Consider the following 26,713-nt stretch of genomic DNA (forward strand, 5'->3'; position numbering starts at 1 on the left):
CCCTTGGGCTTATAACATGCGAAGCGCCTCTTTGCGAAGCCGCGCAAATCCGTAAGGCACCTGCTGCGGCACACAAAGAGGCGTATGACTTCGATTAAACAGCAGCCGCCGGCGTGAGAACCTGCGAGGCCACTTCATCCACTGCGGCGCGAGCGAGCTTCACGATTTCGTCGACCTCGTCGCGCGAAGTCACGAGCGGCGGCGCGAAACCGAGGATGTCGCCATGCGGCATCGCGCGCGCAATCAGCCCGCGTTGCAACGCAGCAGCCGACACGCGCGGGCCGACCTTCAGCGCCGGATCGAACGGACGGCGCGCGTCCTTGTCGGCCATGAATTCGAGCGCGGCCAGCATGCCCACACCGCGCACTTCGCCGACGAGCGGATGCGAATCGAACGCGGCATGCAATTGCTCGAGCAGATACGCGCCGGTTTGCGCCGCGTTTTGCGTAAGATTCTCGCGCTCGAGAATATCGAGGTTCGCCAGCGCCGCTGCCGCGCAGACCGGATGTCCCGAGTAGGTCCAGCCGTGCCCCATCGGACCGAATTCCTGCGAAGCCTTGTCGATCACATCCCACACGCCTTCGCTCACAATCACGCCGGAGAGCGGCGCATACGCGCTCGTCAAACCCTTCGCGACGGTGATGAGGTCGGGCGTCATGCCGTAGTGCTGCGCGCCCATCTTCGAGCCGAGACGGCCGAAGCCGCACACCACTTCGTCGGAGATCAGCAGAATGTCGTGCTTCTTCAGCACCTCTTGGATCGCGGGCCAATAGCCGGCAGGCGGCGGCAGAATGCCGCCCGTTCCCATGACCGGTTCGCCGATGAACGCAGCGATCGTGTCGGCGCCTTCGCGCGCGATCAGTTGCTCCAGTTCCTCGACGCAATATGCGACGAACTGCGTTTCGTTCATGCCGGCCGGCGCATTGCGATACCAGTGCGGACACGTGGTGTGCTTGACGCGCTCGATCGGCAGGTCGAAGTATTGATGAAAACTCGGCAGACCCGTGAGGCTGCCCGTCACGATGCCCGAGCCGTGATAGCCGCGCTGCCGCGAGATGATCTTCTTCTTGTTCGGCCGGCCCTTCACGTTGTTGTAGTACCAGACGAGCTTGATCTGCGTTTCGTTCGCGTCCGAGCCCGACATGCCGTAGTACACCTTCTTCATGCCCTGCGGCGCCCAATCGATGATGCGCGACGACAGTTCGATGATCGTATCGGTCGAGTGGCCGACATACGTGTGATAGTAGGCAAGCTTCTTCGCCTGCTCGTAAATGGCCTCGGCAACTTCGGTGCGTCCATAGCCGATGTTCACGCAATAGAGACCCGCGAAGGCGTCGATAAAAGACTTGCCTTGATGGTCTTCAATGCGGATGCCTTTTGCGCCCGTCACAATGCGGCCCGGCAGCGCGCCGCTCGCGTGGTCGTGAGCATGCGTCGACGGGTGCATGAAATGCGCGCGGTCGGCGCTGAAGAGTTGATCGAGTTGTTCGGGCTGAGTCATCAAATGCTCCTTCGTTGAATGCGTGAATGAGTTAGGCGGCCGCGGCGCTGCGAGCGGGCAGGCTTTGCGTCACCGGCAAGCCGAGTTGGCCGAGGCAGAAATAGCGTGTTTCCACAAAAGGTTCGAAGCCTTCGGCGCCGCCTTCGCGGCCGAGTCCCGACGACTTGATGCCGCCAAACGGAATCGGCGCCCCCGTGAACTTGGCGCCGTTCACCGAGACCATCGCGAAGTCGAGGCGCCGAATCAGTTGAAAGACCGTGTTCAGATCGCGCGCGCAGACATATGCGGCAAGACCGTACTCGGTGTCGTTCGCGCGCTCGATTACTTCGTCCAGCGAATCAAATGGCGTGAGTGCGGAAATCGGCGCGAAGTTTTCTTCGTCGTAGATGCGCATGCCAGGCGCGGCGTCGGCCACCACGGTCGGCTCGAAGAACCAGCCGCCGCGTTCGTGCGCCGATCCGCCAACCGTGATGCGCGCGCCCTTGGCTTGCGCATCGGCGACGCGCTGCATGGTCGTGTCGAATGCGGCTTGATGCATCAGCGGGCCGACGTCCACATCGGCTTCGAGTGCCGAGCCCACTTTCAATGCGCGAACCGCGTCGCTGTATCGCGTGACGAACGTCTCGTACAACGGACGCGCAACGAAAATGCGATTGGCCGCGCAGCAATCCTGGCCCGACGTCTGGAATTTCGCGGCGATGGCGACGCGCACGGCCTGTTCGAGGTCGGCGTCTTCGGTGACGATGAACGGCGCGTTGCCACCCAGCTCCAGCGCCGTCTTCTTGATGCCCGCGTTTGCGACGGCCTGCATCACGAGCCCGCCGACGCGAGTCGAACCGGTGAAGCTCACCGAGCGCACGCGGGAATCGCCGACGAGCGTTTGCATCGCCATTTGCGGTTCGCCGAGCACCACGTTGAATACGCCCGCTGGAAAACCGGCTTCTTCGGCGAGTTGAGCGAGCGCGAGCGCGGAGAACGGCGTTTCATGCGCCGGCTTCACGACAACCGTACAACCGGCCGCGAGCGCGGCGGCCGCCTTGCGCGTGATCATCGCGCAAGGGAAATTCCACGGCGTGATCAACGCGGCAACGCCCACCGGTTCGATCACGGTGCCCAGTTGCGCGCCGTCGATATGCGTGGGAATGGTGCGCCCATTCAGACGCCGCACTTCATGCGCGAACCATTCGACGAAGCTCGCGCCATACGCAATCTCGCCGCGTGCTTCGGCGAGCGGCTTGCCCTGTTCGAGCGAGAGAATCGCCGCAAGGTCGTGCTGATGGCGCAGGATCAGTTCGTGCCAGCGCAGCAGCAACGTCGAGCGCTTCGCGACCGGCAGCCAGCGCCACGCGGAAAAGGCACGCTGCGCGGCATCGACGGCTTCCGTGATCTGCGCCGCGTCGAGCATCGGCACATGCCCGAGCACTTCCTGATCCGCGGGATTGCGCACGGCGACACTTGCCGCGCTTGCGCTATGCACCCAGCGCCCGTCGACGTAACACAGCGATTTGAACAGAACCGGATGACCCAGCAACATGACGACCTCCTGTGTGCGATGTATGTCTGTCACTGTACGTTGAGCGGCCTCGCGGTTTTTTCGGTTCGCGTGCGCCGAAGCCGGCGTTTTTTCCGTAATGCGCGGCGGCGCGTGGTGTTTTTTCGGCAGCGTCGCCGCGTGCTTCAACTGTCGTCGCCGAACGATTCGTCGGCCCAGTCGGGCACACCTTCGGGCATGCTTTTCACGACCTTCGTGACGATGTACGTGAAGTACTTTTCGATACCCAGTTCAGCCGTGAGCAAGGAATCGATAAACCGCTGATAGTGGTCGATGTCGCGCGCCATCACGTGCATCACATAGTCGACGCCGCCGCCCGTCGCATGGCATTGCACGACTTCGGGCGACGCGCCAATGCGTTCCTCGAAACGCCGCATGTCCTGCGCGGTATGCCGCGCGAGCGTGACCTCAACCACCACGCGCGCGCCCTTGAACGCGCGCAGCCAGTCGACGTCCGCGCGGTAACCGCGAATCACGCCGCTGTCCTCGAGGCGCTTGACGCGCTCCCACGCCGGCGAAATCGACAGATTGATTTCTTCCGCGAGGCGCGACTTCGTGATGCGTCCGTCGCGCGCAAGAATCCGCAGAATCGCGAGGTCGTAGCGGTCGAGTTTCATCGCGCTCAGACGCTCACCGGTATGCCGCGCTCGACGACATCGGCCACCACCGCAACCGTATCGCCGATGCGCACGAGCCCCGGAAAATGCCGCGCCGCGAGCAGGCCGCCGCGGCGTGCACGATATTCGACCGGCGCAACGCCGGTGCGCGACGCATCGTAGATTCGCGCGATCACCTCGCCGCTTTCCACCATCTCGCCGAGGTCCTTGCACAATTCGAGAAGGCCATCGTGTTCGCTCGTGGTGAAGCAGGTGCCGTCGGGCATATCGAGCAATGTGGTGGTGCGTGCCGCTTGCTCGCCCGGTTCCTGAACGAGAATGCCCGCGTGCTGCAAAAATCCTCGCACGCCGCGCACTGCGATCGCGACGCTTTTTGCGCTGGCGGTGCCGCCGCCGCCGAGTTCCGTCGATACGAAAACCTTGCCCGCTTCCTCGGCCGCGGTATCGAAGAGCCCAACGCTGTCGAGTTCCAGCATACGCATTGAATAAGGAGCGCCGAATGCGCGCATCGCCGCTTCGCAGCGCGCCTGCTGCCGCTCGTCGGATAGCAGATGGATCGCGGCAAACGGCACGAAATCCAGCGTGCGGCCGCCGGCGTGCAGATCGAGCACATAGTCGGCGAGCGGCAGCAAATGGCGCTGAAAGTAATCGGCGATCTTTTCGGTGACGGTGCCGTCCGGCTTGCCAGGAAAACTGCGGTTCAGATTGCCGCGATCGATCGGCGACGTGCGGCTGCCCGCGCGAAACGCCGGGTAGTTCATGAACGGCACGATAATCACGCGGCCTTTCACGTCCGCGGCTTTGAGCGTCGACGCGAGTTGCGAAAGCGCGATCGGCCCTTCGTATTCGTCGCCGTGATTGCCGCCCGTGAGCAACGCGGTCGGCCCTTCGCCGTTGCGAATCACGGTGACGGGAATCATCACGGCGCCCCACGCGGACGCATCGTGCGAATGCGGCAGTTTTAGAAAGCCATGCTGTTCGCCGTCGACATTGAAGTCGACGGTCGGCTGAATAGGCGAGGCGCGCATATGCACTACTCCTTCACGAACAGCTTGCGCGGCGTATTGCAGAACGTCTCGACACCGTTCTCCGTGATCAGGATGCTTTCGGTAATTTCGAGTCCCCAATCGTCGAGCCACAGGCCCGGCATGAAGTGAAACGTCATGCCCGGTTCGAGCACGGTCTTGTCGCCTGGACGCAGGCTCATGGTGCGCTCGCCCCAATCGGGCGGATAGCTCGCGCCGATCGGATAACCGCAGCGGCTGTTCTTTTCGATGCCGTATTTGTGCAGCATCGCGAAGAATGCATTGGCGATGTCCTCGCAGGTATTGCCCGGTTTCGCCGCGGCAAGCCCGGCCTCGATGCCTTCGACCACCGCGCGTTCGCCGTCGATGAAATGCTTGGGCGGCTTGCCGAGAAACACCGTGCGCGACTGCGGACAGTGATAGCGCTTGAAGCAGCCGGCAATTTCGAAGAACGTGCCTGCGCCTTTCGCGAACGGCGTGTCGTCCCACGTGAGATGCGGAGCGGCCGCGTCCGCGCCGGTCGGCAGCAACGGCACGATGGCCGGATAGTCGCCGCCGTAACCGTCCACGCCGCGAATGCCCGTCGAATAGATCTCGGCCACCAGATCGTTCTTGCGCATGCCCGGCTCGATTCGCTCGACAATGCGCTCATGCATCGCCTCGACAATACGCGCCGCCACGTGCATATATTCGATTTCACGCGGCGACTTCACCGCACGTTGCCAGTTCACGAGGCTCGTCGCGTCATGCCACTTCGCGTTGGGCAGATGCTGGACGAGCGAACGATAAGCCGCTGCGCTGAAATAGTAGTTATCCATTTCGACGCCGATTCTCAGCGCGCCCCAGCCGCGCGCTTCGATGATATCGCGCGCGAGGTAGTCCATCGGGTGACGCACGGCGGACTGCACATAATGATCTGGATAACCAACTATATGGTCGTGCTGCATGAACACCGTGCGCTTCGCGCCGTTTGCGTCCTGACCGCGGCCGAACCATACCGGCTCGCCGTCGAGCGCAAGCAGCACGCACTGGTGCACGTAGAACGACCAGCCGTCGTAGCCGGTCAGCCACGCCATATTGGTCGGGTCCGACACGATCAGCAGTTCGATCCCGGCGGCCTGCATCGCCTTGCGGGTCTTGCCGATACGTGCGTCGTATTCCGCTCGTTCGAACGGCAGGCGTACAGCCAACGCCTGATCGCTCACATTGCGTTCCAGTTGAGTTGTCTCGGACATCGTCCCCTCTTAGCGCTCTATATCGTTACGAAAAACGGTTCCTGCGTTCGCGGCTCGCGCGCGCTGCAATGCGAGCGCGGCAATCGCCGTGTCCTGCGCGCCGGTGCCGGTGAGATCGCAGATCGTCACGTCCGTATCGCTCGTCCGGCCCACGGCCTTGCCCGCGATCACTTCGCCCAGCTCGGCAATCGACGCGTCGGCCTTGATCGCGCGCGCATTCAGCGCATGATGCAATTCGCCCAGTACGCGGGTTTGCTGCACGCGATCGCAGATGTAGCGCGCCGCCGCCAAAGCGGCCGGCGCGATCTCATTCTTGTGCTCGGCGTCCGAGCCCATTGCGGTGATATGCAAACCGGCGTGCAGATGCGCGGCTTCGATCAGCGGCGTGCGGCTCGGCGTCGTCGTGATCGCGACGTCCGCTTCGGCGAGCGCATGAGCGACATCGCGTGCGGCTTCGCAGCGCACGCCGAGCGTTGCGGTCATCTCTTCGGCAAACCGCTCTGCGTTGGACCGATTGCGAGCCCACACGCGAACGTGTTCGACGCGGCGCACCAGCATCAGCGCCTGCAATTGCAGACGCGCCTGTTCGCCCGCGCCGAGCACCGCGACTTGCGGCGTGTGCTGCTTCGCGAGCCAGCGCGCCGCGACCGCGCCGGCGGCTGCGGTACGCACCGCCGTCAGATAGCCGTTATCGAGCAGCACCGCTTCGGTCAGGCCGGTCTTCGCGGACAGCACCAGCATCAAGCCATTCAGGCTCGGCAAACCGAGCGCCGGGTTATTGAAGAAGCCCGGACTCACCTTGATCGCGAAGCTGTCGAAGCGCGGCAGATAAGCGGTCTTGACATCGACCTCGCCGTTTTGCGCGGGCAGATCGAGACGCAGGATCGGCGGCATCGCGACATCTTCCGTGGCCAGCGCGAGGAAGGCGGCTTCGACCTGATCGATTGCCGCGAGATCGAGCGGCACGAGTTCGCGAAGCTGCGCTTCGCCGAGCAATGTGATGGACGTCATGAGCTTTGATGAGAATGGGATTGCGCGGGCATCGCACTGACGATGCGGCGATGCAGATCGATGTCGATATTCGCGCCGGTCACGATGATGACCAGCGGGCCGCGTTCAACACGCGTGTCGTGCAGCAAGCCGTCGAGCAGCGCGGCGATGCCGACTGCGGCCGCGCCTTCCACGACGAGACGCTCATGCTGATAGGCATGCACGATGCCGCGCGCAATCGAGTCCTCATCGAGCAACAACGTGTTGTCGATGAGATCGCGCGTGAGCCGGTACGTATAGCGGTTTTCGAGGCCGATGCCGCCGCCGAGCGAATCGGCCAGCGTATCCAGCTCTTCGACAAGCACGGGGCGTCCCGCTGCGAGACTCGCATGCATGGCTGCGCCGCGCGCCATCGTCACGCCCGTCATGCGAATCGCGCGATTCGCGCTTCGGGCCGCGAACGCAACGCCCGCAAACAGACCGCCGCCGGACAACGGCACGACGATATGCGCGACGTCCGGCAACGCTTCGACGATCTCGAGCCCGATGGTCGCCTGCCCCGCGATCACGTTGAGATCGTCGAACGGGGGCACATAAGCAAAGCCTTCTTCGCGCACGAGCCGCAGCGCTTCATGTTCCGCATCGTCCTGGCTCTTGCCGACAATGCGCACTTGCGCGCCGAGCGCGCGCACGGCCTCTACTTTGTTGCCGGGCACGAGCGCCGACATGCAGACCGTCGCCTCGATACCGAGCGCACGCGCCGCATGTGCCACCGCACGCCCATGATTTCCCGTCGATGCAGTGACGACCTTGCGACAGCCCTGCTCGACAAGTTGAGCGAGCGCGTTGGTCGCGCCGCGCAGCTTGAAGCTGCCGGTGGGCTGCACCGTTTCGAGCTTGAGGAACACCGGCGCACCGGCAATGGCCGACAGGCTCGGCGATTCGATGAGCGGCGTGCGCAACACGCGCCCCTCGATACGGCGACGCGCGCGATAGACATCGGCCAGCGACAGAACAGCGGACATGAACTCGGCCCTGCACGAAAGGGTTAATTCGATGCCTGCGCTGCTTCACGACGACTAACGCGTCATGCCGGCTGCGGCCGCATCGTTTGAATGCAGCCCAGTCTAATGTTCTAAAAAACGATTTCTATTGTCCTAGTTCATTTCGCGCACACTGGGTGAGTCAGTGCAGCGCTTATGTGAAATCGTGCACTTGGGGATATTGCTCGAACACCTCGCGCATCGTGTCGAGCGCCGCCTTGTAGGTTTCGTCGCTCACTTCCGCGCCGACACACACGCGCACTGCGTTCGGCCGGTCCGCGCCGCGCACGAGAAACGGATCGGCGGAAGTCACCGCGATGTCGCGATTGCGCAGTTCCCGCACGAGCCGCTCGGCCTGCCAGTGCTCGGGCACGCGCAGCCACGCGGACAACGCTTGCGGATGCGCGCCAAGCACATAGCCGCCGAGCGTTTGCTGAAGCAGCGCCTGGCGTCGTCCGAGCCGTTCGCGCTGAACCTGCACGAGGCGCTCCGCTGTGCCGTCGACGATCCAGCGCGTCGCGACCTCGGCCATCGGCGACGTGGCCATCCAGCTACTCACGCGCAGCACGCTTTCCGCGCGCAGCGCGAGCCGCCGCGGCGTGGTCAGATAGCCGATGCGCAAGCCCGTCAGCACCGACTTCGTCATGCTCGTGCAGTAGAACGACAACTCGGGGATGAGGCTCGCAATCGGCGTCGCGGCCTTGGCGGGCAACGGTCCGTAGACGTCGTCCTCGATCACGTACACGCCGTAGCGCTCCGCAATCCGTGCGATCGCCCGGCGGCGCGAGTCGGGCATCATCGCGACAGTGGGATTGTTCAGCGTGGGCGTGCAGACCAGCGCACTGATCCGCTCGCTGTCGCACATCTCTTCGAAATGCTCGGGATGGATGCCGTATTCGTCGATCTCGAGTCCCTTGAGCGTGAAGCCGAGCACGTTGGCCGAGCCGATCACGCCGTGATCCGTGAGGCTTTCGCACAGCACGGTATCGCCGGGGCCGACGAGCGACGCGAGCGCGAGAAAGATGCCGTGCGCCGCGCCGTTCGTCACGAGCAACGTATCCGCCGAAGCCGGCATGCCCAACGACGCGAGCCACGCCACGCCCGCCTGCCGATGATGCTCGAAGCCCGCGATCGGCCGGAATGCGCGAATCCACGGCTGGTCGTCGAGCGTGGACAGCGTCGCGCAGACCTTGCGCCACATCGCATCGTGCTCGGGCGTATGAATGATGCGCGCAATCGAAAAGTCGACCACCGAGCGCTCGGCCGTATCGAGCATGTAGTTCGACATGGTTTCCGTGACGCGCGCCGCAACGAAACTGCCGCGCCCGACCTCGCAGCGAATCAGCCCTTGCCGCTCGAGCTCCTTATAGGCGTTGGTCACCGTCTGCACGCTGATCGCCAGTTCCGCGGCGACATCGCGTTGCGGCGGCAGCCGCGCGCCCGCAGGCAGCGACGCGCTTTCGATATCGCCCGCAATCGCCTTCACCAGCCGTTTGTACTTCGACTCCACGCCGTGCACCGCACGCACCGCATCACGCCACTGCCCAATCACTTGCATCCTCCGTCATTCGATGTCGCGAGCCCGTGCGACGAGTTACTGCGCCCGTCCTGTCGTCGTATACCCTTGCCCGACAGCCGCGTATAAGCCCGCCGCGCCGCCTATTCCCGCTTCCCATACTGCCGCGAAACAGGCCCGGAAAATTATTGTCCTAGAGCAATCGGATTAAAAAATTGGCTTTGTATGCTGCATTCAGGGTTGCGGCGGAAGGCCGGGCAAGACGCCTAATTCATCGCCTCATTCATCACCTCATTCACCACTGCTATCAACGGAATCGATATGAAAGCGAAGCGCACTTCAGGATTGCTGGGAGCCCTCTGCGTCGCCGCGGCGACCCTGAGCATGGCGGCGCAACATGCGTCGGCTGAAACGACGTTGCAGCGCATCCAGCGCACCGGCGAAGTACGTATCGGCTACGCGAACGAAGCGCCGTTCGCGTACACGACGCCGGACGGCAAGGTGACCGGCGAATCTCCGGAAATCGCCCGCAAGATTTTTGCGCGGATGGGCGTGAAGAAAGTGGACGGCGTGCTGACCGAATGGGGCTCGCTGATTCCTGGCCTGCGCGCGGGCCGCTTCGACGTGATCGCGGCCGGCATGTACATCACGCCTGAGCGCTGCAAGCAGGTCGCGTTCGCGAATCCGCAGTATCAGATCCAGGACACGCTGCTCGTGCCCAAAGGCAATCCGAAGAATCTTCATAGCTATGCGGATATCGGCAAGCAGCCCGACATCAAGCTCGCGGTGATGGCGGGCGCGGTGGAACTCGCCAATTCGCGCGATGCCGGCGTGAAAGACGCCCAACTCATGCAAGTGCCCGACACGACCGCGCAATTGCAGGCCGTGCGCGCGCGCCGCGCCGACGCCGCGGCGGGCACCGCGTTGACCATGAAGGGCCTCGCCGCGAAAGCCTCCGACCAGGTGGAAGCGGTTGCCAATTTCAAGGGCGACCCGAAGCACACCGGCTACGGCGCGCTCGCATTCCGCCCCGAAGACACGGACCTGCGCGATGCGGTCAACAAGCAATTGCACGATTGGCTCGGCACGCCCGATCATCTGCAAACCGTCGGCGCATTCGGTTTCGACAAGACCAATCTGACGACGCGCACCGCCGCCGACATCTGCGGCAAGTAAGCGAGTCTCGGGCGTGCCGGCCACGCCGGCTCTGAATTCAAAGGCGTGTGCACACGCACATGCCGTCATGCAAGCGAGGACCCGCCATGCGTGAACTGTTTCCCCTGCTGCTTCAAGGCACACTCGTGACGGTCGAGATCGCCGCGCTGGCCACGGTGCTCGCGATCGCGATGGCGTTTATCGCGACCGCCGCCAAGCTCGCGCCGTGGACGCCGCTGCGCTGGCTCGGCAATGCGTACGTCGAGATATTCCGCGGCACCTCGTTGCTCGTGCAACTGTTCTGGTTTTTCTTCGTGCTGCCGCTGCCGCCGTTTCGCATCGAAATGACGCCGTTTACGGTGGCTATCGTCGGACTCGGTTTGCATTACGGCGCGTACGGTTCCGAGATTTTGCGCGGCGCGTTGCGTTCGGTGCCCGGCGGACAATTCGAGGCCGCGCTCGCGCTCAACATGTCGCCGCTCACCAGAATGCGCCGCATCATATTGCCGCAAGCGATGATCAATGCGCTGCCGCCCGCCACCAATCTGATGATCGAGTTGCTCAAGGGCACCTCGCTCGTGTCGCTGATTACGCTCTCCGATCTGACGTTTCGCGCACGGCAACTCGACGAGGCGACCTTCAAGACCGCGGAGATTTTCATGCTCACGCTCGTCATCTACTTCGTGCTCGCGCAGATTCTGGTCGCGTTGATGCGGCATTTCGAGCACCGCGTGAGCCACGGCATTCTCCAGAGGGCCGCCCGATGAACAGCTTCTTCGACCTGCATTACGCGGAGCAGATTCTGCCGGCGCTGTTGCGCGCGTCGATGTACACGATCTTCATCACGTTGATCGGCTTTGCGATCGCGCTCGTGCTTGGCCTCGTGCTGGCCGTGCTGCGGCGCAGTCCGGTCAAGGCCGTGTCGCGCACGGTGGGCTTTATCGTCGAATTCATTCGCAGCACGCCGCTGCTGATTCAGGTCTACGTACTGTTTTATGTGCTGCCGGTGTATGGCATCACGATGTCCGCATTGACGGCGGGCACCGTGGGTATCGCGCTGCATTACGCGTGCTACACGTCGGAGGTGTATCGCGCGGGACTGAACGGCGTGGCGCGCGGCCAGTGGGAAGCGGCGTGCGCGTTGTCGCTGTCGCCGTGGCGCACATATAGCGGCGTGATTCTGCCGCAGGCGATTCGCCCGGTGATTCCCGCGCTCGGCAATTACCTGGTGGCGATGTTCAAGGACACGCCGGTGCTGTCGGCGATTACCGTCGTCGAGTTGATGCAGCAGGCGAAGAACATCGGCTCCGAAACGTTTCGCTATCTCGAGCCGATTACGCTGGCCGGCATCTTCTTTCTGTTAATCAGCATCACGTTCGCGCAACTCGTGCGGCGGCTCGAATACGGTTTGAGGTTGCCATGACCGTGAGAACCGACGTCGACACCCCGACCCCGCCGCATTCGGCCTTATCCGTGGAGAACCCGATGAAACGAGACGATCCCGCTTCCGTACTCGACCCGCAGGCCGGCGCACCGGGCGAGGCGCCCATGGTGCGCTTCGCCGGCGTCACGAAGCGCTATGGCGCGCTGACGGTGCTCGACGAACTCGACCTGGATATTGGCCGCAACGAGAAAGTCGCGATCATCGGTCCGAGCGGTTCGGGCAAGTCGACGTTGCTGCGCGTGCTGATGACGCTCGACCCGCTCACGGGCGGCATGATCGAAGTAGACGGCGAGCCGCTCACGCATATGCGCAAGAACGGCGAGCTGGTGCCCGCATCGCTGAAACATTTGCGGCGCGTGCGCAGCAAGATCGGCATGGTGTTTCAGAGCTTCAATCTGTTTCCTCACATGACGGCGCTCGCCAATACGATAGAAGCACCGATGCAGGTACTCGGCCTTTCGCGCAAGGAAGCGACCGAGCGCGCACGCGATCTGCTGTCGCTCCTCGACCTCGAGGACAAGTGCAATCACTACCCCTCGCAGTTGTCGGGTTGGTCAGTAAACAGCGCGTCGCGATTGTGCGGGCGCTGGTGATGCGGCCCAAGGTGATGCTATTCGACGAAGTGACGTCGGCGCTCGATCCCGAGTTGTGCGGCGAAGTGCTGAACGTGATTCGCCGGCTTGGGAGCGAGCACAATCTGACCATGCTGATGGTCACGCATCAGATGGGCTTCGCGCGCGAATTCGCGGACCGTGTGTGCTTTTTCTCGCAAGGCAAGATCATCGAGCAAGGTCCGCCGCAGCAGTTCTTCAGCGCGCCGCAGCATGAGCGCACGCAACAGTTCCTGCGCGCGGTGAAGGAAGCGGTATAGCGTCAGCGCGGCGCTTCTCGCGCCGCTTCATGCGGTCACGCGGTGCCGCGGCGGCCGCGTGCGATTTCATCGCCGGCATCGTGCGGCAGGCGCGCGGTGACCGGAATCGAGAGGAACGAGAACAGACCGACCACCACGAACGCCGGCCAGAAGTCGGAGAACACGATGCTCGAATGGCCCTGCACGTTGTGCGAAATCTGCAGCACGATGCCCGCGATGGTCACGCCGAGCCCGAGCGAAATCTGCTGGATCACGCTGGCGACACTCGTCGCGCGGCCGACGTCGCGGCTCGGAATGTCGGCATACGCCAGCGTGTTGAGCGAAGTGAACTGAAGCGACGGAAAGAAACCGCCGAACAGCACGACACACCAGATCAACCAGTGCGGTGTGCCGGGAAAGAACAGGCCGTAGACTGCAATCGCCACGCCCGCACAGCCCGCGTTGAACATCAGTACCGTGCGAAAGCCGAAGCGTCCGAGTATGCGTGAGGCCGCCGCCTTCATGAAGATCGAACCGAACGCGGAAGCGCAGGTGATCGAACCCGACACGAATGCGGTCATGCCGAGACCTTCCTGCAACGCGAGCGGCAACAGAAACGGCACCGCGCCGAGGCCAATGCGAAAGAGCGATCCGCCCGCCACGCTCGCGTGAAAACTGGGAATGCGCAACAGGCGCAGATCGAGCACCGGCGCTTCCACGCGATTCGCGTACAACACATAAATCACGAGCAGCACGACGCCGACGCCGCACATGCCGAACGACACCGGATTCGACACGAGTTCGCCGCCCACCAGCGAAAGCCCGAGCATGAACAGCGACGCGCCGCTCGCGGACAGCAGAAAGCCGGTCCAGTCGAGCGGGCCAGGATGTGCCTCACGCACATTGGCGATGTGCTTGTTCGCCAGCCAGATGCCGAACAGGCCGATCGGAATATTGACGAAGAAGATCAGGCGCCAATGCAGATACGTCGTGATAAATCCGCCGAGCGGCGGACCGACCACCGGCCCGAGCAACGCGGGCACCGTCAGATAATTGACCGCGCGTATGAAGTCCGGCTTCGGCACCGAACGGAAGATGATGATGCGGCCGACCGGGACCATCATCGCGCCGCCAATGCCTTGCACGAAGCGCGCGACCACGAACATGCCGAGCGACGTGGACGCCGCGCACATCAGCGAGCCGGCCATGAAAATGCCGATCGCCGTGCGAAACACGGTGCGCGAACCGAAGCGGTCCGCGACCCAGCCGCAAATCGGAATGAAGACGCCGAGGCCGATCACATACGCGGTGACGGCGAGCTTTAGCGTGATGGGGTCCTGACCGAGATCGCGGGCCAGCACGGGCAGCGACGTCACGATAACCGTGCCGTCCACGTTTTCCATGAACATCGCGCACGCGACGATCAGCGGGACGATGAAAGCGCCTAAAGCGAAGGGCATTGGCAGGGCGACGGGTGACAAGGCCGTCGGCGTAAAGCGTCGATTATGGCATTGCATCGGCGACGCATGTTGTTGCCGATGGTGCTCGTATAGACCTTGAACGACAAAGAGCCGGCATCGAGCCGGCTCTTTGTCGTGTGCGTCAAACGCGCTTAGCGAGAACTCAGCGCAAACTCACCGCGAAGCGCTGACGAGCGGCTGCAACTGCGGCAGGATTTCAGTCGTGGCGCGCGCCACGTCGTTCGGGAAGTCGATTTCGATCCACGGCGCGCCGGTCACGTCGGCGGTATCGAATACCTGGCTGCGCTCGAGCAGCAGGTCGCGCACGGCTTCCTCGTGCGGCAGGTTGGCCCGGCCGCTGTCGACATAACCCGCGACGATTTCCGCAAAGCGCCGCGCGGTTTCTTCGCGGAAACGGAAGAAGCCCACCGACTCGCCAATCGTGTCGTACTCAAGATTCACGGCAAGCTGCTTGCGCAACTCGACCGGCACGCCGTCTTTCAGACACAGTTTGACGGGCTCGTCGCCGGCTTCAAAGTCGCGGTCGATCAACAGACGGTTGACCGTTTCGCCCGCGACCAGCGCGGCCAGGATGCGCTCGTCGTAGAGCACGTCGGCGTCCATCAGCAGGACGTCGCCGCCGCGCGTGAGCGCCTCGGCCACCGTGTGCACCGTCAGCACGCTGCCCAGGTCATAGCGCGTGTTCAGCACGGTTTCGACCGGGTGCGGCCAGTTGATGCGCGCCAGTTCCGCCTGCACCGACTCGGGCTGAAAGCCGAGCGCCAGCACGACTTCGGTCACACCGGCGGTTTCGAGCATCTGCAGATGCCGCTCGAGCAGGCTCATGCCGTCGAACTGCAACAGGCATTTCGGGAACTGGGCTTCCGGCGGTTGCTGGAGACGCAGGCCGAGGCCCGCAGCGAGAATGATGGCACGCATGCGCGGTCCTTTGAAAAGATACGGAGTTTAATCGACAGCGGGAACGCGCCCAAGGGCACGCCGCCTTTGCCAGCTTCTTTCGCTGAAGTGCAAAACCAGCAGACCCGGCAAGCCTAGCAGGATTTCGCGCGCGCGCTTGGTCAGCGAGAGCGCGAGCGCCGCGTCGGGCGGCAAGCCGACCAGCGGCGCGAGCAGCAGATAACCGCCTTCCTGCACGCCGAGCGAGCCCGGAATCATGAAAGCCGCGCCGCGAATCGCCTGGCCGAGGCTTTCGAGCAGCAGCGCGTCGACCCAGTCGACGGGATGGCCGAGAAAGCGCAGCGCGAGCCACACTTCCACCGTGCCGACGATCCAGCCGGCGAGGCTGAGCGCGAAGCTCGCCGCGACCCGGCCGCGCTCGCGGTACATGGCCTGCACGGCGGCATCGACGGCTTCGGCGCGGTTCATCAGCCCGGACCAGTCGCGTTTGCCGAACACTTTCGACAATACGCCGAGCAGCCGGCCGAACAGCCCACGCCGCTGCGCATAGTAAAAACCGACGATCATGCCGCCGAGCACCGCCGTTGCGATCCACGTCGCGGTTTGCAGGTCGTGCAGCGCGCCGTGCGCGGCATAGGCGCCGAACGTCAGCAGCCCGAACAGCGCGAAGATGATTTGCGCGAGCGCCTGGGCCGTCGTGCTAACCGTGATGGCCGCGGCCGCGTCGCGCATGCGCATGCCGCGCTGCGACAGTTGCCGAACCATCACCACAGGCCCGCCGATCTGACCGGCCGGCAGCAGGCTGTTCACGGATTCGCCGATCCAGCGGGCGAACAGCGCGTCGCGCACTGCAAGATGCTGCTGCGGGTGAGGCGCCCGCTCGCGGCCGCGCGGCAACAGGACGGAGATCGCGACCGCGTCGAGTGCGAGCGGCACGACGTGAAACGCCGCGACGAGCGCGAGCCCCCAGCCGGCCGCGAGCAGCGTCGACGCGACCGAACCGAAACCCTGCCATGCGAGCAGGCCGACAAACAGCGCCGTCCCGATCGACAGCAGAATCAGGGCCGCGCGAGTCATGCGCGGTCCTTGCGAGTACCGCGGGTATTCGCCTGAGTCATTTGACGAAACACCTGGCGGAAGCCGAAATAAGCAATCGCGTCTTTCATGTTGGAAATCAAACGGCACCACGGACGCATGTTCGGGTCCGTGACGTATTCAAACGTGAGCGATACGCGCATTTCGTTCGGGCCGGCCGGCGTGATGCGATGGCGCAGCTTGTCGCCGTCGAAAAACACGAGGCCGCCCGGCGGAATTTGCACCGAGCCGGGTTGGTCCGGCACATCGGGATTGCGCGTATGCAATTCATAGTCGAGCCGGCACGACGATTCGTCGATCACGCCGAGCAGCAGCGTGTAGCGGCGGCCGTCGTAGTACGAAGTGTCGTAGTGCCAGCCGATGTGATCGCCGGGCCGCGTGTAGTAATACAGCGCGTAGGCGTGCGGATCGTCGGCCGGCGACACTTGCAGCTTGTCGCCGCTCAGTTGTTCGAGCCAGCCGATCAGCTCTTTCGAGCGATACAGCTCGGCGATGAACGGCGCGAGGCGGTCGATCGTATGACGGCTCACGCTGCCGCCCTGCTTGTGGCCCGGCAGATAGTTGCGGTTGACTTCGTCGAGCAGCGCACGCGCGCTGTGCACGAGCTGCGCGGTGACTTCAGGCGCGAGGAAGTCCTCCATGTAGAGGAACGCGCCCTGATCGGCGAAGTCGTTGCGCAGCCGCGGAGTGTCGAATGCACGGGTGCGGCTCGCGACGGCACGGTCGGCGTCCGGGGCTGCCGGGGCTGCGGGAACTGCCGGGGCTATGTCCAGCGCAGCCGCGGCGTGTTGTTCGGGAATCGATGCGCTCACGTCGTCTTCGGCGTGTGTACTCATTTGCCTGCCCACGCCTGAGTCGTTTCGGTGGCAGCCGCCGCGGACGGCTGCGCCGTACGGCGCACCACGCGCCAGTAGTCGATCATGACCCACACCGCGAAGAGCGGCGCGCCGATCGACGCGGCGACGACGAACGGCATCGTCACACTCGTCAACGTGACGATGGGCAGCAGATACAGTACGTCTTCGGTCTCGAATCCGCCGACGGCCGCCTGCTTGGTGCCCGCCTTGCCCGCCATTTCCTCGATACGCATGCGCAGAAAGAAAATCAGCGCGACCGCGACGCCCGCGACGGCGCCAAGCCAGCCGGCATCCACGGTGAAGCCGCCGAGATTCGACGCGCCTGCGCCGATACCCATGCCCATGAACAGCATGACGGTGACGAGCGCGTCCGAAGCCAGGTCGTAAAAATGACCGATCCGGCTCGTCTTGCCGCTGATGCGCGCAAGCTCGCCGTCGGTGTGATCGACAAAGTTTGAGAGCACGATCAGCACCGCGCCCGCATTGGCCCATGCGAAGCCGCCGCGCGCGAGGCACAGCGCGCCTGCGACGCCGATCAACAGACGCAGCGTAGTCAGATGATTGGGCGAAACGCGCGTGTTCACGAGCGGAGTCACGAGCCGGCGGGCCAGCCGCGCGTCCCAGGTCCTGGGCGGCGGCACATTAATTGGAGTGTGCGGTGTTGAATTCATAACCCGGAAATATATACGGGATCGCGAAAGATTGCTTTCTTCGCGTCAGTTTCTTTGCGGTTTATGCGGCTCGCTAATCGTTTGCTAATCGTTTGCGGATCGGTTGCCGGTAATTTGCCAATGCTTTGCCGACGACTTGCGATGATTTGTCACCTACCGCGAATGAAGCAGGATTTGCCGAACCGCGATAAAGTGCGAGTCCTGCTGGGCCGGCCTCGCGCGATCGCACCAATGCGCAACGTCTTCGCGAGCTGCCTGCTCTGAGTTTATCGCCGCGCCGCGCGTTGTAGACACGCTACATCGACACTATATCGACACTACATCGCGCCAGATCGACTATGCCGCCGTTCGTGCCATGAAACGCTTTTTTTCTTCTTCCGTATCGCGTGCCTTAGGCCGTGCCGTCCTCACTGTCTTCGCTATCGCGGCCGGCGCGCTGCCGCTCGCCGCGCATGCCGCCGCGCTCGACGCGCCGCTCGCCTGCAATGAAACCGGCCATCAGTTCATCGCCGATCTGGCCGGGCAGCAACTGATCGATCCGAAACCGACGCGGGTCGAAAGCAATTCGATCAACGCATTCTCTCCCGCGCAAGGCGCAGACCTCAGCGCATTCGGATTTCACGTTTTCGCGGTGGTCGGCTACGAAAAGGACGACCCGATGTTCCGCGTGGGAGACGGCGAGCCGGTCGCGCGCTCGGCCTATGGCGTGGTCGTGTTCGGGAGCGAATCGAAGGTGAAGAACGCGGTGACGTCGGCCGGCGGGACGGCGATCGTGCACCGCGTGGCGCCGCTCATCACGGCGATCTTCTGCAAGCGGAGCTGAGGCGGCGCATGGGCGCCCCGCGCATGGGCGATTCGATGCAGGCGCGCGCCGCCTCGGGTGCGAGAGTTACAGCTTGATCGACGTCGGATCGGCCGTCAGATAGCCGACCGTCGCGCCGAAGCGGTCCTTATAGTTGGCGCGCACGAGCGGATCGAGCGTCGCCTTGACCTTGTCGTGCAGCGGACTTTCCCAATCGCCGACGTGCTGGAAATTGCTCATCACGTAGGTCCAGCCGTTGATTTCATCGACCGCGTGCAGGCCTGTCGATTCCGCGCCGGCCGGACATGACAGCACGCGCGAGAGCGTCTTCGTGTCGACGTTGTACGCCCACAGGAAGTTGTTCACGTGCATGCCGCTGTCCTCGCCGATGAACAGCGTGCGCAGCTTCTCCGAAAACTTGAGGTTGTCCGGGTTCGCGATGCGCTCTGGGTTCGCGGCGTTGCCCAGCGCATCCGCCGTGGAGAGATCCTCGCCGACGAGCGCCGCGGGCGCCGCCATGTCGACCGGCACCCATTCGCTATTGATCGCGCCGCCGCTGCGGTCGAGCTGGCCGCCCTTCATGTTCAGCGCGTAGACCGCGCCGGCGCTGATGGTCTTGTCGACCGCGACATCCGTCGATGCCGCATTGCCGCGCACCATCGACTTCTCGACACGCGACATCGCCGAATACAGCACCTTGTCCTTGATATTGACGGTCGTCCCTTCGAGCTTCGTGAAGCCCATGCTCGCGCCGGCAAGCGCCGCGTAGCGATGCGTCTCCAGGAAAGTCGCGGCCTTGTTCATGCCCGGCTTCACGCGAATCCAGTTGAACGTGCCGTTGAAATTGATCTTCGTGTACGACGCGTCGGCGGGATCGGCGGTCTTGACGTCCATGATGTCGGCCGCGGTCAGCGTGTTCGCGAGCGACTCGATTTCGGCGCTCGTCGCGTGGCCGAGGTTGATCCACGACAGCGTCGCCGCGCCCGCGCCGCTCGACGACACCTGCGTCCATTTCGCGACGTACAGCGTGCCCGCCGACAGGTCCGCTTCACGGTCCGCGATGAACATGAAGAGGCCGCCGTTGGTGGCGTCGTCGCCCATCAGCACGGTGCGCTTGTCCGGCATTACCTGAACCAGTTCGTGCGAGATGCGGCCAAGGCAGTAATGTTTCTTGATGCTGCCGGTGCCGTCGGGATTCACGGTCACTTCAGGCAAATGGCCGTAGTGATACGGATTCGCCGCGGTGTCGCTGCCGTACAGGTTGCGGCTAAAGCCCTTGAACTGGCTATTGGAAGAGATCGTCGCCGCGTCCGGCTCGTACTCTTCGCTCGACAAATGCGTATTCCACGGCGACAGGCTTGCGCCGCACGTGATCCACAAGCCATGCACCTTCGACGTATCCACGTTGTGATAGCCGACCAGCGTGAGCTTGCCGGTCGCCTGGTCCTGGTCGAGCGTGAGCACGGCAATCGGCGACGGCAACTGGCCGTACATCGACACGAGGCTCTGATCGCGCGTGGCGTATTCGAATTGCACGACAGCGAACACCGCCTTGCCCTTGATGCCCTTGACCGTGGGATTGTCGAGGCGAATCAGCGAGCTGCCGTCCGGGCAATCGGAATAGAACTGGCGCTCCTTGCCGGCCACGGATTGATCGACGATCGGCTGATTGTTGATGTCGACGTAGCCGCCCGCGAGAATCGTCCCGCCCTGAATGTTCGGCACCATGTCGCCGGTGATGAAAAACGGCTGATACGACAGCTTGAACGCGCGGCTGCTGCCGTCGCTCAACTGCACCGTCAGCGTGGAGGCGACCGTGGTCTTTGCCATCGCCGCGGGGTCGGCCAGCGTCGGCGCGGCCATCGAACTGAAAGCCGCCGACACGAAGTTGGCAACCGGTTTGACTGTCGTCGCGAGATCGTTGCTGCTGCCTCCGCAGGCGCTCAACATGGACGCGGTGGCGAGGCCGCCTAACGGCAGCATCGGTACACCGGCAAACAGTTTCAGGGCCTTGCGGCGGGAGAGATCGAACGGCTCTGCCATGTTGTCGTAATCCTGGTTGTGGTGGCGTGGGTTAACTCACAGCCGGCACGACCCGGATCGAAACCATGGTTCACGCTCGCGCCGCTATGACGCGAGGATTCTATGAAGCGAATGTGAAAGTATATTGACAGCCGTTGGTAATACTTGCGGCGCCTACCCTGCGCTGCTCATTCCTTGCCCTGCGCTGCTCATTCCTTTGCGAGCGGGATTTTCAGCCAGGACGGCGGAATTCGTTTTCGACCCACGCCGAAGCGCTCGCCTTGCTCAGCTTGAAATTCGGCGCGACCTGCACTTGCGCGAGCTGCTCGCCGAAGGTGTCGAGTGCGGTCAGCAGCGCGTACGGCTCGTCTTCGTCGGGCACGATGTCGAGCGTGATGTCGAGCTCGTCGTTGCCGTCCGCGGTCGGCACACGTACGGCCTTGTGAAGCTGCGCGCGCAACTGCTGCTCATGACGGCGCAATACTTCGGACGCGGTTTTGACGAGCGTGTTGAATGCGCCGGTGTCGAGCGGCTTCGGGTCTTTCTTGTTGCGGCCCATCGTCCACGGGCCGACGAGCGCGGGTTCCGCTTCGCCGTCCTTGATCATTGCGACGGCCCAGCCTTCGTCGTCTTCGTTCTTGATGACGCGCGCGGTCCAGCCGTCGTCGCGCCAAAGACGGTCTTCATGCACCACGTCCAGCTCGCCTTCGAGTTGCGCGGCGTCCGGTGCGGACGAGCCTTCCGTCGTGGAAAGAGCAGGATCGGACGATGGAAGGTTGGGGTCGGTCATTGCAGGTTCACTCACTTTCGCTGGACTAGTACACATGTCGAGCCTGCAATTCTACCTGCCTTGAGCGCGCGGAACGCCGCACTATGACGAACGGACAAGTCGAAGCGGGCATCTGGCGATTTGCGCGGCCGCTTGTAAAGCCTCTATAAAAGCCGCTCAAAAACGCAGCGACGTATCAGCTTGTAACGGAAGTGACGGCGCGAATGCGTGCTGGGTATACTCGGGCGTCCGCTTCTTGCTCGCGATTGAAATCGTGCTCGCAGCACGATTGTCAAACCGGCGAAGAGCGGCTTTGTCGCGAAGCGTGCATTGCGTTGGCCGCTGCATTAGCCAGCGCATTGATTAGTGCACGGCGCACGTCATGCTTCGCCCGCCACAAGTTCCCGCGCCCGAGCACGGACGCCGACGACATCGACATGAAACGAATCTTTCTGCTCGCTTCCACCACCGCTGTCATTACGACACTCGCGGCTTGCGGCTCGTCCAGCGGACCTTCCGCGCGCGACCCGTCGCAGCCCATGATCTATGTGTCCTCGCAGCGCGCCCCCGCGTACGTGGCGAGTTGCCTCGAGAGCCGCTTGTCGCGAGTGCGTCTGTCGCGCGTCGGCACCGCGACCGAAATCGCAGTCGGCTCCGACTCGAACAATTCGTACTTCGTGACGCTGACGCCGTCGAACGCCGGCTCCGTCATCAAGGTGATGCATCCGGCCAATGCGCCCGACGATCCGCCGGAACCGGAAATGCGCTTTAACATTGCGCGATGCGCGACGTGAGGTTTGTGCGAGGCATGCTCGTTCTCATGTGATGCGCGCATGACTCGCGCTTCACGCGCCATGCCGGGAGATGAACTTTTAGTTCGGCGTCCCGGCTATTTTTTTGGGCGGGCATCTGCGAACATAGCCGCCCTTTCTTCTTCACGCGGCGCGGCGCGCCACTCATTCCGATGGCATCCAGCAACGCACATCACGCAACCGGTTTCGCGGCCGGCGCCATTGCCGCGGCGCTCGTCATGCACACGGGCGGCGGCCACGACGGCCTGTTTTATCTCGGCGTACTGATGAGCTTTATCGCGGGCGTCGCGGGAAGCACGGCGCCCGACTGGCTCGAAGTCGCCTGGTGGTCGCGCAAACGCAAGCTGTGGATCACGCACCGTACGTTGACGCACTGGGGCATCGGCTGGATCGCATTGCTCGCGGTTTCATACTTCCAGCTCGGGCACTCCATCTATGCGGCGGCCGCCTTCGGCTTCGCATGCGGCGGACTGATGCATCTGCTCGCCGACTGGCCGAACCCGCTCGGAGTACCGTGGATCGCCGGACGGCATTCGTTGAACCTATGGAATAGCGGACATTGCGATCTGATCGTGGTCGCCGCTTCATGGGCCGCGGCCTGGTTTATCGGGCGACATGTGGGGCTGCCCGGCATGCGCGAACTCGATCTGCTGAAGCATTTGCGGTTCTAGCGGCGGGCTTGCCGAACGCGCATCGAAGCGCCGCTCGGCTCACGCGTCCCCCCACGCTGTTTAACGCATCGCTGCAGCATAGTTGGCCGGCGTAACACCGAGCAGGCGCACGAAAGCCCGCGTCATGTGACTCTGATCGGCGAAGCCGGCCGCAGCCGCCGCGTCGGCAAGCGATACGCCGCGCGCTATCAATTGCCGCGCCAGCACCACGCGCCGTTGCATCCGGTACGCGTGCGGCGGCAAACCCGTTTCGTGCGCGAAAGCTCGCAGTAACTGAAAGCGGCTGATGCCCGCTTCATCGGCGAGATCGGCGAGTGTGAGGGGCGCGGCGGGGTCGTCGTCGATGCGTGCTTTCGCGTGCGCGATAGTCGCAACCGAACTCGTGCCCAACATACGCGCATGACCGGTTGCCCGACACGTTGCATGCGCGGACAGCAAATGCGCGACCAACTCGACCAGCGCCTGTTCACACGCGAGATCGTCACGCGCGGAAGGCTGCACGGCCATCGCAAACAATCGTTCGAACAAATGCTTGAGTAGCGGATCGTGCGCGACCGGCTGCGTGAGCTCGACCTCGCGGGCTTCGGTCGCGTTCAGTTCGGCTGCGGCGCTGACGAGCATCGACGGCTCGAAATACAGCATGTGCCACGCGCGGCCGCGCTCGTCGAGCGGACTGCCGTCGTGCACTTCGCCGGGGTTGACCATGATCGTGTCGTTCATGCGCGCTTCGACGGGACCGCGGCCGCTCGCCGACTTATGTCCACCGCTGACGATCACGCCCACGCCGAACCGGTCATGCGAATGTCGCGGAAACGCGCGCGCGGTTTCGGCGACGGTCGCCTCGACGCCGGCAATCGCGCAACGGGGCATGTGGACGCGGCCACGCGTCCCGTCGCGCGCGGGCATCAGCGCCGCCCTTCGTCGCCGCGCTCGCCTTCGCGGACCTTGCCTTGCGAGACGCTGCTGCCGGGCGGCACGCTATGCGTGAGCCACACATTGCCGCCGATCACCGAGCCGCGCCCAATCGTCACGCGTCCGAGAATGGTCGCGCCGGCGTAGATCACGACGTGGTCCTCGACGATAGGATGCCGCGCATTGCCTTTGATGAGCGTGCCGTCGACATCGGCGGCAAAGCTCTTCGCACCGAGCGTCACCGCCTGGTACACGCGCACGTGCTCGCCGATGATCGCCGTTTCGCCGATCACGACGCCCGTGCCGTGGTCGATGAAAAAACTCGGGCCGATCGTCGCGCCCGGGTGAATGTCGATGCCGGTCGCGGAGTGCGCGATCTCGTTGATGAAGCGCGCGAGCAACGGCACGCCGAGACGATGCAGCGCATGCGCGAGACGATGATGCGTCATCGCCCATACGCCCGGATAGCAAAGCAGAATTTCAGTGATGTGCTGCGCGGCCGGGTCGCCGGTGAACGCGGCCTGAATGTCGCTGACAAGCAGCGCGCGAATGCCCGGCAACTGCGTGCCGAACTGGCGAGCCACTTCGAAGGCGCGCTCGCGCAACTCGGCCTCCGGCGTTTGCGCGTGTTCCGGCAGAAATCGCAGCGCACGGCGAATCTGTTCGGCGAGCAAACGCAAGGTGCTTTCTAACGTATGGCCGACGTAGTAGTCGACGGTTTCGTCAGTCAGATCGGGCGCGCCATAGTGCGTGGGAAACAGCGCGGCACGCAAGCCGGCGACGATGCCGACCACCGCTTCGCGTGACGGCAACTCGCGAATGCCGAGCGGATGCCGCGTGCGATGCAGTTCTTCACGCGACGCGCGCAAGTCCGCGACGATCTGTTCTAGGCCCCAGTTCTGGGAAGGCACATTAGGCATAAACGGACAGCGCCGTGCGGCGAGCACGGTATCGAGTGATTGTCCCGAGAGATTACCGCGTTTTGCGCGGGCTCGCGCAGCATTGCGCGAAGCGCGAGTGCGGGTGCAAGTCCAGGCGCAACTGCCCGCCTAGATGGTCACGCTGCTCGCGTCGATCCAGCGCACGGCCCAATCGCGCGCATGGGCGATGGCCGTGGCTTCGTCGGGGAAGCAAAGGTCGGTTGGAAAAAAACGGTTGGCGACGAGTTCGCCGTCGCTCGAGCGCGAGATGACCACGTAAGGCTGCCACTTGCCATCGCCGGCGCGCGCCGGTGCGCAATTTAACAAATAGCCGCGATGTGTGAATGCAGCATCAAAGTGCATATGTCACCCGCCCTGACGGCCCCGTAGAATGTTTTAAGTAAGCCCGCGTTCATCGCGCCGCGTTTGCAAACAGCGGCAGCAATTCCACGCCGGAGTATGATCATACTCTGTAGAAAATGCGCGTTCATTAAAAAAAACGAAAGACGCGCGAACGCAATCGCCCTGCAAAAGGAACGGACCTTGCTCTCGGGGACCTCACTTCCTGAAAGGAGAATGCATATGAACAGCGCTATCGACAATTCCGCAGACGCGCCCAAAGCAACCGTCAAAAGCCACTCATGCAGCGCGGAACTGTATAACGACCGCACGCACGACAGCACCGTGGACACCGACGGCAAGAACCACGAAGCCGCGCGCATTGCGGGTCAAAGCCCCATTGCCGTCGACGAAATCACGACCAGCAACGCGACGCTCGTCAACAGCGTCGCGGAAGCGCTCGACGGCATGGCGGGATTCGACAGCCGGGTCGGCGGCAATCATCTGCTGCTTGCGCTCGAGCCTGGCTATACCGTCGTCGACAAAGGCATGGTCGAGCCGCAGGGAATCCATTCCGCAGAGGATCTCTTCGACTATTCGCGTGCGGGCGAGAATCGCGGTGAACGCGGCCGCATCCATTATGCCCTTAATCATTTGCGGCCTACGCGCGTGATCGAAATACATCGAGTTAGATAATCATGTGGTTTGCGCGCGTGTTTGAATCACGGCGATGAAGCCGAGTGGCCCGGACATAACAGCGCGCACGCCGTTTAAATAGCAATGCGCGCTTTTTATCGGATGTCTTCGATTACAAACCGGTGGTTGCGAGACCTGCTCGCCGCCGGGCGTTTTTCTGCCATGCGGCCCGGTGCACAATCGGCGCACATCAACTCGACGGAGCGGTAAATGAAAAAGATCCTCGTGATCGGCGCCACCGGCACACTCGGCCAGGCAGTGAGCGCGGAGCTGAAGGCTCGGCATGAAGTCATCGAAGTGGGCGCGACGCGCGGCCAGTATCAGGTGGACAGCACCGACCCTGCGAGCGTCGAGCGGCTCTTTCGCGAGATCGGCAAGGTGGATGGCGTGGTCACGGCCATCGGCAAAGTGCATTTCGGACCGCTGCCGCAAATGACGAGCGAGCAGTTCTGGGTCGGCCTGCGCGACAAGCTGATGGGACAGATCAACGTCGTGCTCGCAGGGCAGAACTATGTGAACGACGGCGGCTCGTTCACGCTAACGAGCGGCATTCTCGCCGACGAGCCGATCCGCGAAGGCGCGAATGCGACGACCGTCAATCTCGCGCTAGAGGGTTTCGTGCGAGGCGCGGCGATCGAACTGCCGCGCGGCATCCGCATCAACGTCGTGAGCCCGACAGTGCTGAGCGAATCGATGGAAAGCTATGCGCCGTACTTCCGCGGCTTCGAGCCGGTCACCGCGCAACGCGCCGCGCAAGCGTATCTGCGCAGCGTGGAAGGCGCGCAAACGGGGCGCGTTTATCGCGTCGGCGAATAAGCCTCGCGTGTGGGCCCACGTGTGA

26 protein-coding genes and 1 pseudogene are annotated in these 26,713 nt (G+C 63.4%); 9 read left to right on the forward strand and 18 right to left on the reverse strand.

What is annotated here, in order from left to right:
- Window positions 1–94 precede the first annotated feature (94 nt).
- The 8 genes from BGRAMDRAFT_RS14980 to ehuR all read right to left on the reverse strand — a co-directional run bounded on the left by BGRAMDRAFT_RS14980 (window position 95) and on the right by ehuR (window position 9,521).
- Window positions 95–1,501: an aspartate aminotransferase family protein gene (locus BGRAMDRAFT_RS14980; RefSeq protein ID WP_006049614.1), complete on the reverse strand. Its 1,407-nt coding sequence runs from the start codon at window positions 1,499–1,501 to the stop codon at window positions 95–97.
- A 31-nt stretch (window positions 1,502–1,532) separates the two neighbouring features.
- On the reverse strand, window positions 1,533–3,035 hold the full coding sequence (locus BGRAMDRAFT_RS14985; RefSeq protein WP_006049615.1) for an NAD-dependent succinate-semialdehyde dehydrogenase: 1,503 nt from the start codon (window positions 3,033–3,035) through the stop codon (window positions 1,533–1,535).
- A 143-nt stretch (window positions 3,036–3,178) separates the two neighbouring features.
- Window positions 3,179–3,670, reverse strand: coding sequence for an Lrp/AsnC family transcriptional regulator (locus tag BGRAMDRAFT_RS14990; protein WP_006049616.1), 492 nt, complete (start codon window positions 3,668–3,670; stop codon window positions 3,179–3,181).
- 5 nt (window positions 3,671–3,675) lie between these two features.
- Window positions 3,676–4,698 (reverse strand): N(2)-acetyl-L-2,4-diaminobutanoate deacetylase DoeB, encoded by a 1,023-nt coding sequence (gene doeB, locus BGRAMDRAFT_RS14995; protein ID WP_006049617.1) that lies wholly within the window; start codon window positions 4,696–4,698, stop codon window positions 3,676–3,678.
- Window positions 4,699–4,703: 5 nt separating this feature from the next.
- Window positions 4,704–5,930 carry an ectoine hydrolase DoeA gene (doeA, locus tag BGRAMDRAFT_RS15000; protein ID WP_006049618.1) on the reverse strand — a complete coding sequence of 409 codons (1,227 nt, stop codon included), beginning with the start codon at window positions 5,928–5,930 and terminating at the stop codon, window positions 4,704–4,706.
- Between the two features lie 9 nt (window positions 5,931–5,939).
- Complete coding sequence (locus BGRAMDRAFT_RS15005) at window positions 5,940–6,941, reverse strand: cyclodeaminase (RefSeq protein WP_006049619.1); 1,002 nt, start codon at window positions 6,939–6,941, stop codon at window positions 5,940–5,942.
- Complete coding sequence (eutB, locus tag BGRAMDRAFT_RS15010; protein ID WP_006049620.1) at window positions 6,938–7,945, reverse strand: hydroxyectoine utilization dehydratase EutB; 1,008 nt, start codon at window positions 7,943–7,945, stop codon at window positions 6,938–6,940. Before eutB ends, BGRAMDRAFT_RS15005 begins: the two co-directional genes overlap by 4 nt.
- Before the next feature lie 172 nt (window positions 7,946–8,117).
- Complete coding sequence (gene ehuR, locus BGRAMDRAFT_RS15015; protein ID WP_044021128.1) at window positions 8,118–9,521, reverse strand: MocR-like ectoine utilization transcription factor EhuR; 1,404 nt, start codon at window positions 9,519–9,521, stop codon at window positions 8,118–8,120.
- A gap of 279 nt (window positions 9,522–9,800) precedes the next feature.
- Here ehuR and ehuB point away from each other — a divergent pair, with 279 nt between their 5' ends.
- The 4 genes and pseudogenes from ehuB to ehuA all read left to right on the forward strand — a co-directional run bounded on the left by ehuB (window position 9,801) and on the right by ehuA (window position 12,949).
- Window positions 9,801–10,655 carry an ectoine/hydroxyectoine ABC transporter substrate-binding protein EhuB gene (gene ehuB, locus BGRAMDRAFT_RS15020; protein ID WP_006049622.1) on the forward strand — a complete coding sequence of 285 codons (855 nt, stop codon included), beginning with the start codon at window positions 9,801–9,803 and terminating at the stop codon, window positions 10,653–10,655.
- Between the two features lie 86 nt (window positions 10,656–10,741).
- Complete coding sequence (ehuC, locus tag BGRAMDRAFT_RS15025; RefSeq protein WP_006049623.1) at window positions 10,742–11,401, forward strand: ectoine/hydroxyectoine ABC transporter permease subunit EhuC; 660 nt, start codon at window positions 10,742–10,744, stop codon at window positions 11,399–11,401.
- On the forward strand, window positions 11,398–12,057 hold the full coding sequence (ehuD, locus tag BGRAMDRAFT_RS15030) for an ectoine/hydroxyectoine ABC transporter permease subunit EhuD (RefSeq protein WP_006049624.1): 660 nt from the start codon (window positions 11,398–11,400) through the stop codon (window positions 12,055–12,057). The genes ehuC and ehuD overlap by 4 nt, the downstream gene beginning before the upstream one ends.
- Before the next feature lie 62 nt (window positions 12,058–12,119).
- Window positions 12,120–12,949: pseudogene (gene ehuA / locus BGRAMDRAFT_RS15035) on the forward strand (ectoine/hydroxyectoine ABC transporter ATP-binding protein EhuA).
- Between the two features lie 35 nt (window positions 12,950–12,984).
- Here ehuA and BGRAMDRAFT_RS15040 read toward each other — a convergent pair.
- The 5 genes from BGRAMDRAFT_RS15040 to BGRAMDRAFT_RS15060 form a co-directional block, all read right to left on the reverse strand.
- Window positions 12,985–14,388 carry an MFS transporter gene (locus BGRAMDRAFT_RS15040; protein WP_006049627.1) on the reverse strand — a complete coding sequence of 468 codons (1,404 nt, stop codon included), beginning with the start codon at window positions 14,386–14,388 and terminating at the stop codon, window positions 12,985–12,987.
- A 174-nt stretch (window positions 14,389–14,562) separates the two neighbouring features.
- Window positions 14,563–15,327 (reverse strand): phosphocholine cytidylyltransferase family protein, encoded by a 765-nt coding sequence (locus tag BGRAMDRAFT_RS15045; RefSeq protein ID WP_006049628.1) that lies wholly within the window; start codon window positions 15,325–15,327, stop codon window positions 14,563–14,565.
- Between the two features lie 27 nt (window positions 15,328–15,354).
- Complete coding sequence (locus tag BGRAMDRAFT_RS15050) at window positions 15,355–16,383, reverse strand: lysylphosphatidylglycerol synthase domain-containing protein (protein ID WP_006049629.1); 1,029 nt, start codon at window positions 16,381–16,383, stop codon at window positions 15,355–15,357.
- Window positions 16,380–17,237: a HalD/BesD family halogenase gene (locus BGRAMDRAFT_RS15055; protein WP_006049630.1), complete on the reverse strand. Its 858-nt coding sequence runs from the start codon at window positions 17,235–17,237 to the stop codon at window positions 16,380–16,382. The genes BGRAMDRAFT_RS15050 and BGRAMDRAFT_RS15055 overlap by 4 nt, the downstream gene beginning before the upstream one ends.
- Entirely contained in the window at window positions 17,234–17,929 is a 696-nt protein-coding gene (locus tag BGRAMDRAFT_RS15060; protein WP_006049631.1) for a CDP-alcohol phosphatidyltransferase family protein, read from the reverse strand. Before BGRAMDRAFT_RS15060 ends, BGRAMDRAFT_RS15055 begins: the two co-directional genes overlap by 4 nt.
- A gap of 355 nt (window positions 17,930–18,284) precedes the next feature.
- Here BGRAMDRAFT_RS15060 and BGRAMDRAFT_RS15065 point away from each other — a divergent pair, with 355 nt between their 5' ends.
- A complete protein-coding gene (locus BGRAMDRAFT_RS15065; RefSeq protein WP_006049632.1) occupies window positions 18,285–18,752 on the forward strand; it encodes a hypothetical protein in 468 nt (155 codons plus the stop codon).
- A gap of 66 nt (window positions 18,753–18,818) precedes the next feature.
- On the opposite strand, the gene BGRAMDRAFT_RS15070 is transcribed toward BGRAMDRAFT_RS15065, so the two are convergent.
- On the reverse strand, window positions 18,819–20,774 hold the full coding sequence (locus BGRAMDRAFT_RS15070; RefSeq protein ID WP_006049633.1) for a PhoX family protein: 1,956 nt from the start codon (window positions 20,772–20,774) through the stop codon (window positions 18,819–18,821).
- A 211-nt stretch (window positions 20,775–20,985) separates the two neighbouring features.
- Entirely contained in the window at window positions 20,986–21,543 is a 558-nt protein-coding gene (locus BGRAMDRAFT_RS15075) for an SH3 domain-containing protein (RefSeq protein WP_006049634.1), read from the reverse strand.
- A gap of 416 nt (window positions 21,544–21,959) precedes the next feature.
- Between BGRAMDRAFT_RS15075 and BGRAMDRAFT_RS15080 the strand changes: the two genes are divergently transcribed.
- Together BGRAMDRAFT_RS15080 and BGRAMDRAFT_RS15085 are read left to right on the forward strand one after the other, a co-directional pair.
- Complete coding sequence (locus BGRAMDRAFT_RS15080; protein ID WP_006049635.1) at window positions 21,960–22,316, forward strand: hypothetical protein; 357 nt, start codon at window positions 21,960–21,962, stop codon at window positions 22,314–22,316.
- A 170-nt stretch (window positions 22,317–22,486) separates the two neighbouring features.
- Window positions 22,487–23,005, forward strand: a complete 519-nt coding sequence (locus tag BGRAMDRAFT_RS15085; RefSeq protein ID WP_006049636.1) for a metal-dependent hydrolase — start codon at window positions 22,487–22,489, stop codon at window positions 23,003–23,005.
- A gap of 60 nt (window positions 23,006–23,065) precedes the next feature.
- Here the strand turns inward: BGRAMDRAFT_RS15085 and BGRAMDRAFT_RS15090 are convergent, their stop codons facing one another.
- The 3 genes from BGRAMDRAFT_RS15090 to BGRAMDRAFT_RS15100 form a co-directional block, all read right to left on the reverse strand.
- Complete coding sequence (locus BGRAMDRAFT_RS15090; protein WP_006049637.1) at window positions 23,066–23,911, reverse strand: AraC family transcriptional regulator; 846 nt, start codon at window positions 23,909–23,911, stop codon at window positions 23,066–23,068.
- The gene (gene epsC, locus BGRAMDRAFT_RS15095) at window positions 23,911–24,837 is read right to left on the reverse strand and encodes a serine O-acetyltransferase EpsC (RefSeq protein ID WP_006049638.1); all 927 of its coding nucleotides are present in this window, start codon (window positions 24,835–24,837) and stop codon (window positions 23,911–23,913) included. Before epsC ends, BGRAMDRAFT_RS15090 begins: the two co-directional genes overlap by 1 nt.
- Window positions 24,838–24,966: 129 nt before the next feature.
- Window positions 24,967–25,200, reverse strand: a complete 234-nt coding sequence (locus BGRAMDRAFT_RS15100; protein ID WP_006049639.1) for a hypothetical protein — start codon at window positions 25,198–25,200, stop codon at window positions 24,967–24,969.
- A 219-nt stretch (window positions 25,201–25,419) separates the two neighbouring features.
- Between BGRAMDRAFT_RS15100 and BGRAMDRAFT_RS15105 the strand changes: the two genes are divergently transcribed.
- Window positions 25,420–25,872, forward strand: coding sequence for a DUF3005 domain-containing protein (locus BGRAMDRAFT_RS15105; protein WP_006049640.1), 453 nt, complete (start codon window positions 25,420–25,422; stop codon window positions 25,870–25,872).
- A 210-nt stretch (window positions 25,873–26,082) separates the two neighbouring features.
- Entirely contained in the window at window positions 26,083–26,688 is a 606-nt protein-coding gene (locus tag BGRAMDRAFT_RS15110; RefSeq protein ID WP_006049641.1) for a short chain dehydrogenase, read from the forward strand.
- Window positions 26,689–26,713: the final 25 nt, after the last annotated feature.

It is taken from the genome of Paraburkholderia graminis C4D1M (genome assembly GCF_000172415.1).
In the GTDB taxonomy this organism is placed as follows: domain Bacteria; phylum Pseudomonadota; class Gammaproteobacteria; order Burkholderiales; family Burkholderiaceae; genus Paraburkholderia; species Paraburkholderia graminis.

Bases quoted from the DNA above. Each gene is read 5' to 3' on its own strand.
- BGRAMDRAFT_RS14985 (WP_006049615.1), bottom strand. From the start codon at position 3,035: ATGTTGCTGGGTCATCCGGTTCTGTTCAAATCGCTGTGTTACGTCGAC.
- ehuC (WP_006049623.1), top strand. From the start codon at position 10,742: ATGCGTGAACTGTTTCCCCTGCTGCTTCAAGGCACACTCGTGACGGTC.
- BGRAMDRAFT_RS15070 (WP_006049633.1), bottom strand. From the start codon at position 20,774: ATGGCAGAGCCGTTCGATCTCTCCCGCCGCAAGGCCCTGAAACTGTTT.
- epsC (WP_006049638.1), bottom strand. From the start codon at position 24,837: ATGCCTAATGTGCCTTCCCAGAACTGGGGCCTAGAACAGATCGTCGCG.
- BGRAMDRAFT_RS14990 (WP_006049616.1), bottom strand. From the start codon at position 3,670: ATGAAACTCGACCGCTACGACCTCGCGATTCTGCGGATTCTTGCGCGC.
- BGRAMDRAFT_RS15050 (WP_006049629.1), bottom strand. From the start codon at position 16,383: ATGACTCGCGCGGCCCTGATTCTGCTGTCGATCGGGACGGCGCTGTTT.
- ehuD (WP_006049624.1), top strand. From the start codon at position 11,398: ATGAACAGCTTCTTCGACCTGCATTACGCGGAGCAGATTCTGCCGGCG.
- BGRAMDRAFT_RS15075 (WP_006049634.1), bottom strand. From the start codon at position 21,543: ATGACCGACCCCAACCTTCCATCGTCCGATCCTGCTCTTTCCACGACG.
- BGRAMDRAFT_RS15065 (WP_006049632.1), top strand. From the start codon at position 18,285: ATGAAACGCTTTTTTTCTTCTTCCGTATCGCGTGCCTTAGGCCGTGCC.
- BGRAMDRAFT_RS15085 (WP_006049636.1), top strand. From the start codon at position 22,487: ATGGCATCCAGCAACGCACATCACGCAACCGGTTTCGCGGCCGGCGCC.
- BGRAMDRAFT_RS15090 (WP_006049637.1), bottom strand. From the start codon at position 23,911: ATGCCCGCGCGCGACGGGACGCGTGGCCGCGTCCACATGCCCCGTTGC.
- eutB (WP_006049620.1), bottom strand. From the start codon at position 7,945: ATGTCCGCTGTTCTGTCGCTGGCCGATGTCTATCGCGCGCGTCGCCGT.
- BGRAMDRAFT_RS15105 (WP_006049640.1), top strand. From the start codon at position 25,420: ATGAACAGCGCTATCGACAATTCCGCAGACGCGCCCAAAGCAACCGTC.
- doeB (WP_006049617.1), bottom strand. From the start codon at position 4,698: ATGCGCGCCTCGCCTATTCAGCCGACCGTCGACTTCAATGTCGACGGC.
- BGRAMDRAFT_RS15045 (WP_006049628.1), bottom strand. From the start codon at position 15,327: ATGCGTGCCATCATTCTCGCTGCGGGCCTCGGCCTGCGTCTCCAGCAA.
- ehuR (WP_044021128.1), bottom strand. From the start codon at position 9,521: ATGCAAGTGATTGGGCAGTGGCGTGATGCGGTGCGTGCGGTGCACGGC.
- BGRAMDRAFT_RS15110 (WP_006049641.1), top strand. From the start codon at position 26,083: ATGAAAAAGATCCTCGTGATCGGCGCCACCGGCACACTCGGCCAGGCA.
- BGRAMDRAFT_RS15060 (WP_006049631.1), bottom strand. From the start codon at position 17,929: ATGAATTCAACACCGCACACTCCAATTAATGTGCCGCCGCCCAGGACC.
- BGRAMDRAFT_RS15055 (WP_006049630.1), bottom strand. From the start codon at position 17,237: ATGAGTACACACGCCGAAGACGACGTGAGCGCATCGATTCCCGAACAA.
- BGRAMDRAFT_RS15040 (WP_006049627.1), bottom strand. From the start codon at position 14,388: ATGCCCTTCGCTTTAGGCGCTTTCATCGTCCCGCTGATCGTCGCGTGC.
- BGRAMDRAFT_RS15080 (WP_006049635.1), top strand. From the start codon at position 21,960: ATGAAACGAATCTTTCTGCTCGCTTCCACCACCGCTGTCATTACGACA.
- BGRAMDRAFT_RS14980 (WP_006049614.1), bottom strand. From the start codon at position 1,501: ATGACTCAGCCCGAACAACTCGATCAACTCTTCAGCGCCGACCGCGCG.
- ehuB (WP_006049622.1), top strand. From the start codon at position 9,801: ATGAAAGCGAAGCGCACTTCAGGATTGCTGGGAGCCCTCTGCGTCGCC.
- doeA (WP_006049618.1), bottom strand. From the start codon at position 5,930: ATGTCCGAGACAACTCAACTGGAACGCAATGTGAGCGATCAGGCGTTG.
- BGRAMDRAFT_RS15100 (WP_006049639.1), bottom strand. From the start codon at position 25,200: ATGCACTTTGATGCTGCATTCACACATCGCGGCTATTTGTTAAATTGC.
- BGRAMDRAFT_RS15005 (WP_006049619.1), bottom strand. From the start codon at position 6,941: ATGACGTCCATCACATTGCTCGGCGAAGCGCAGCTTCGCGAACTCGTG.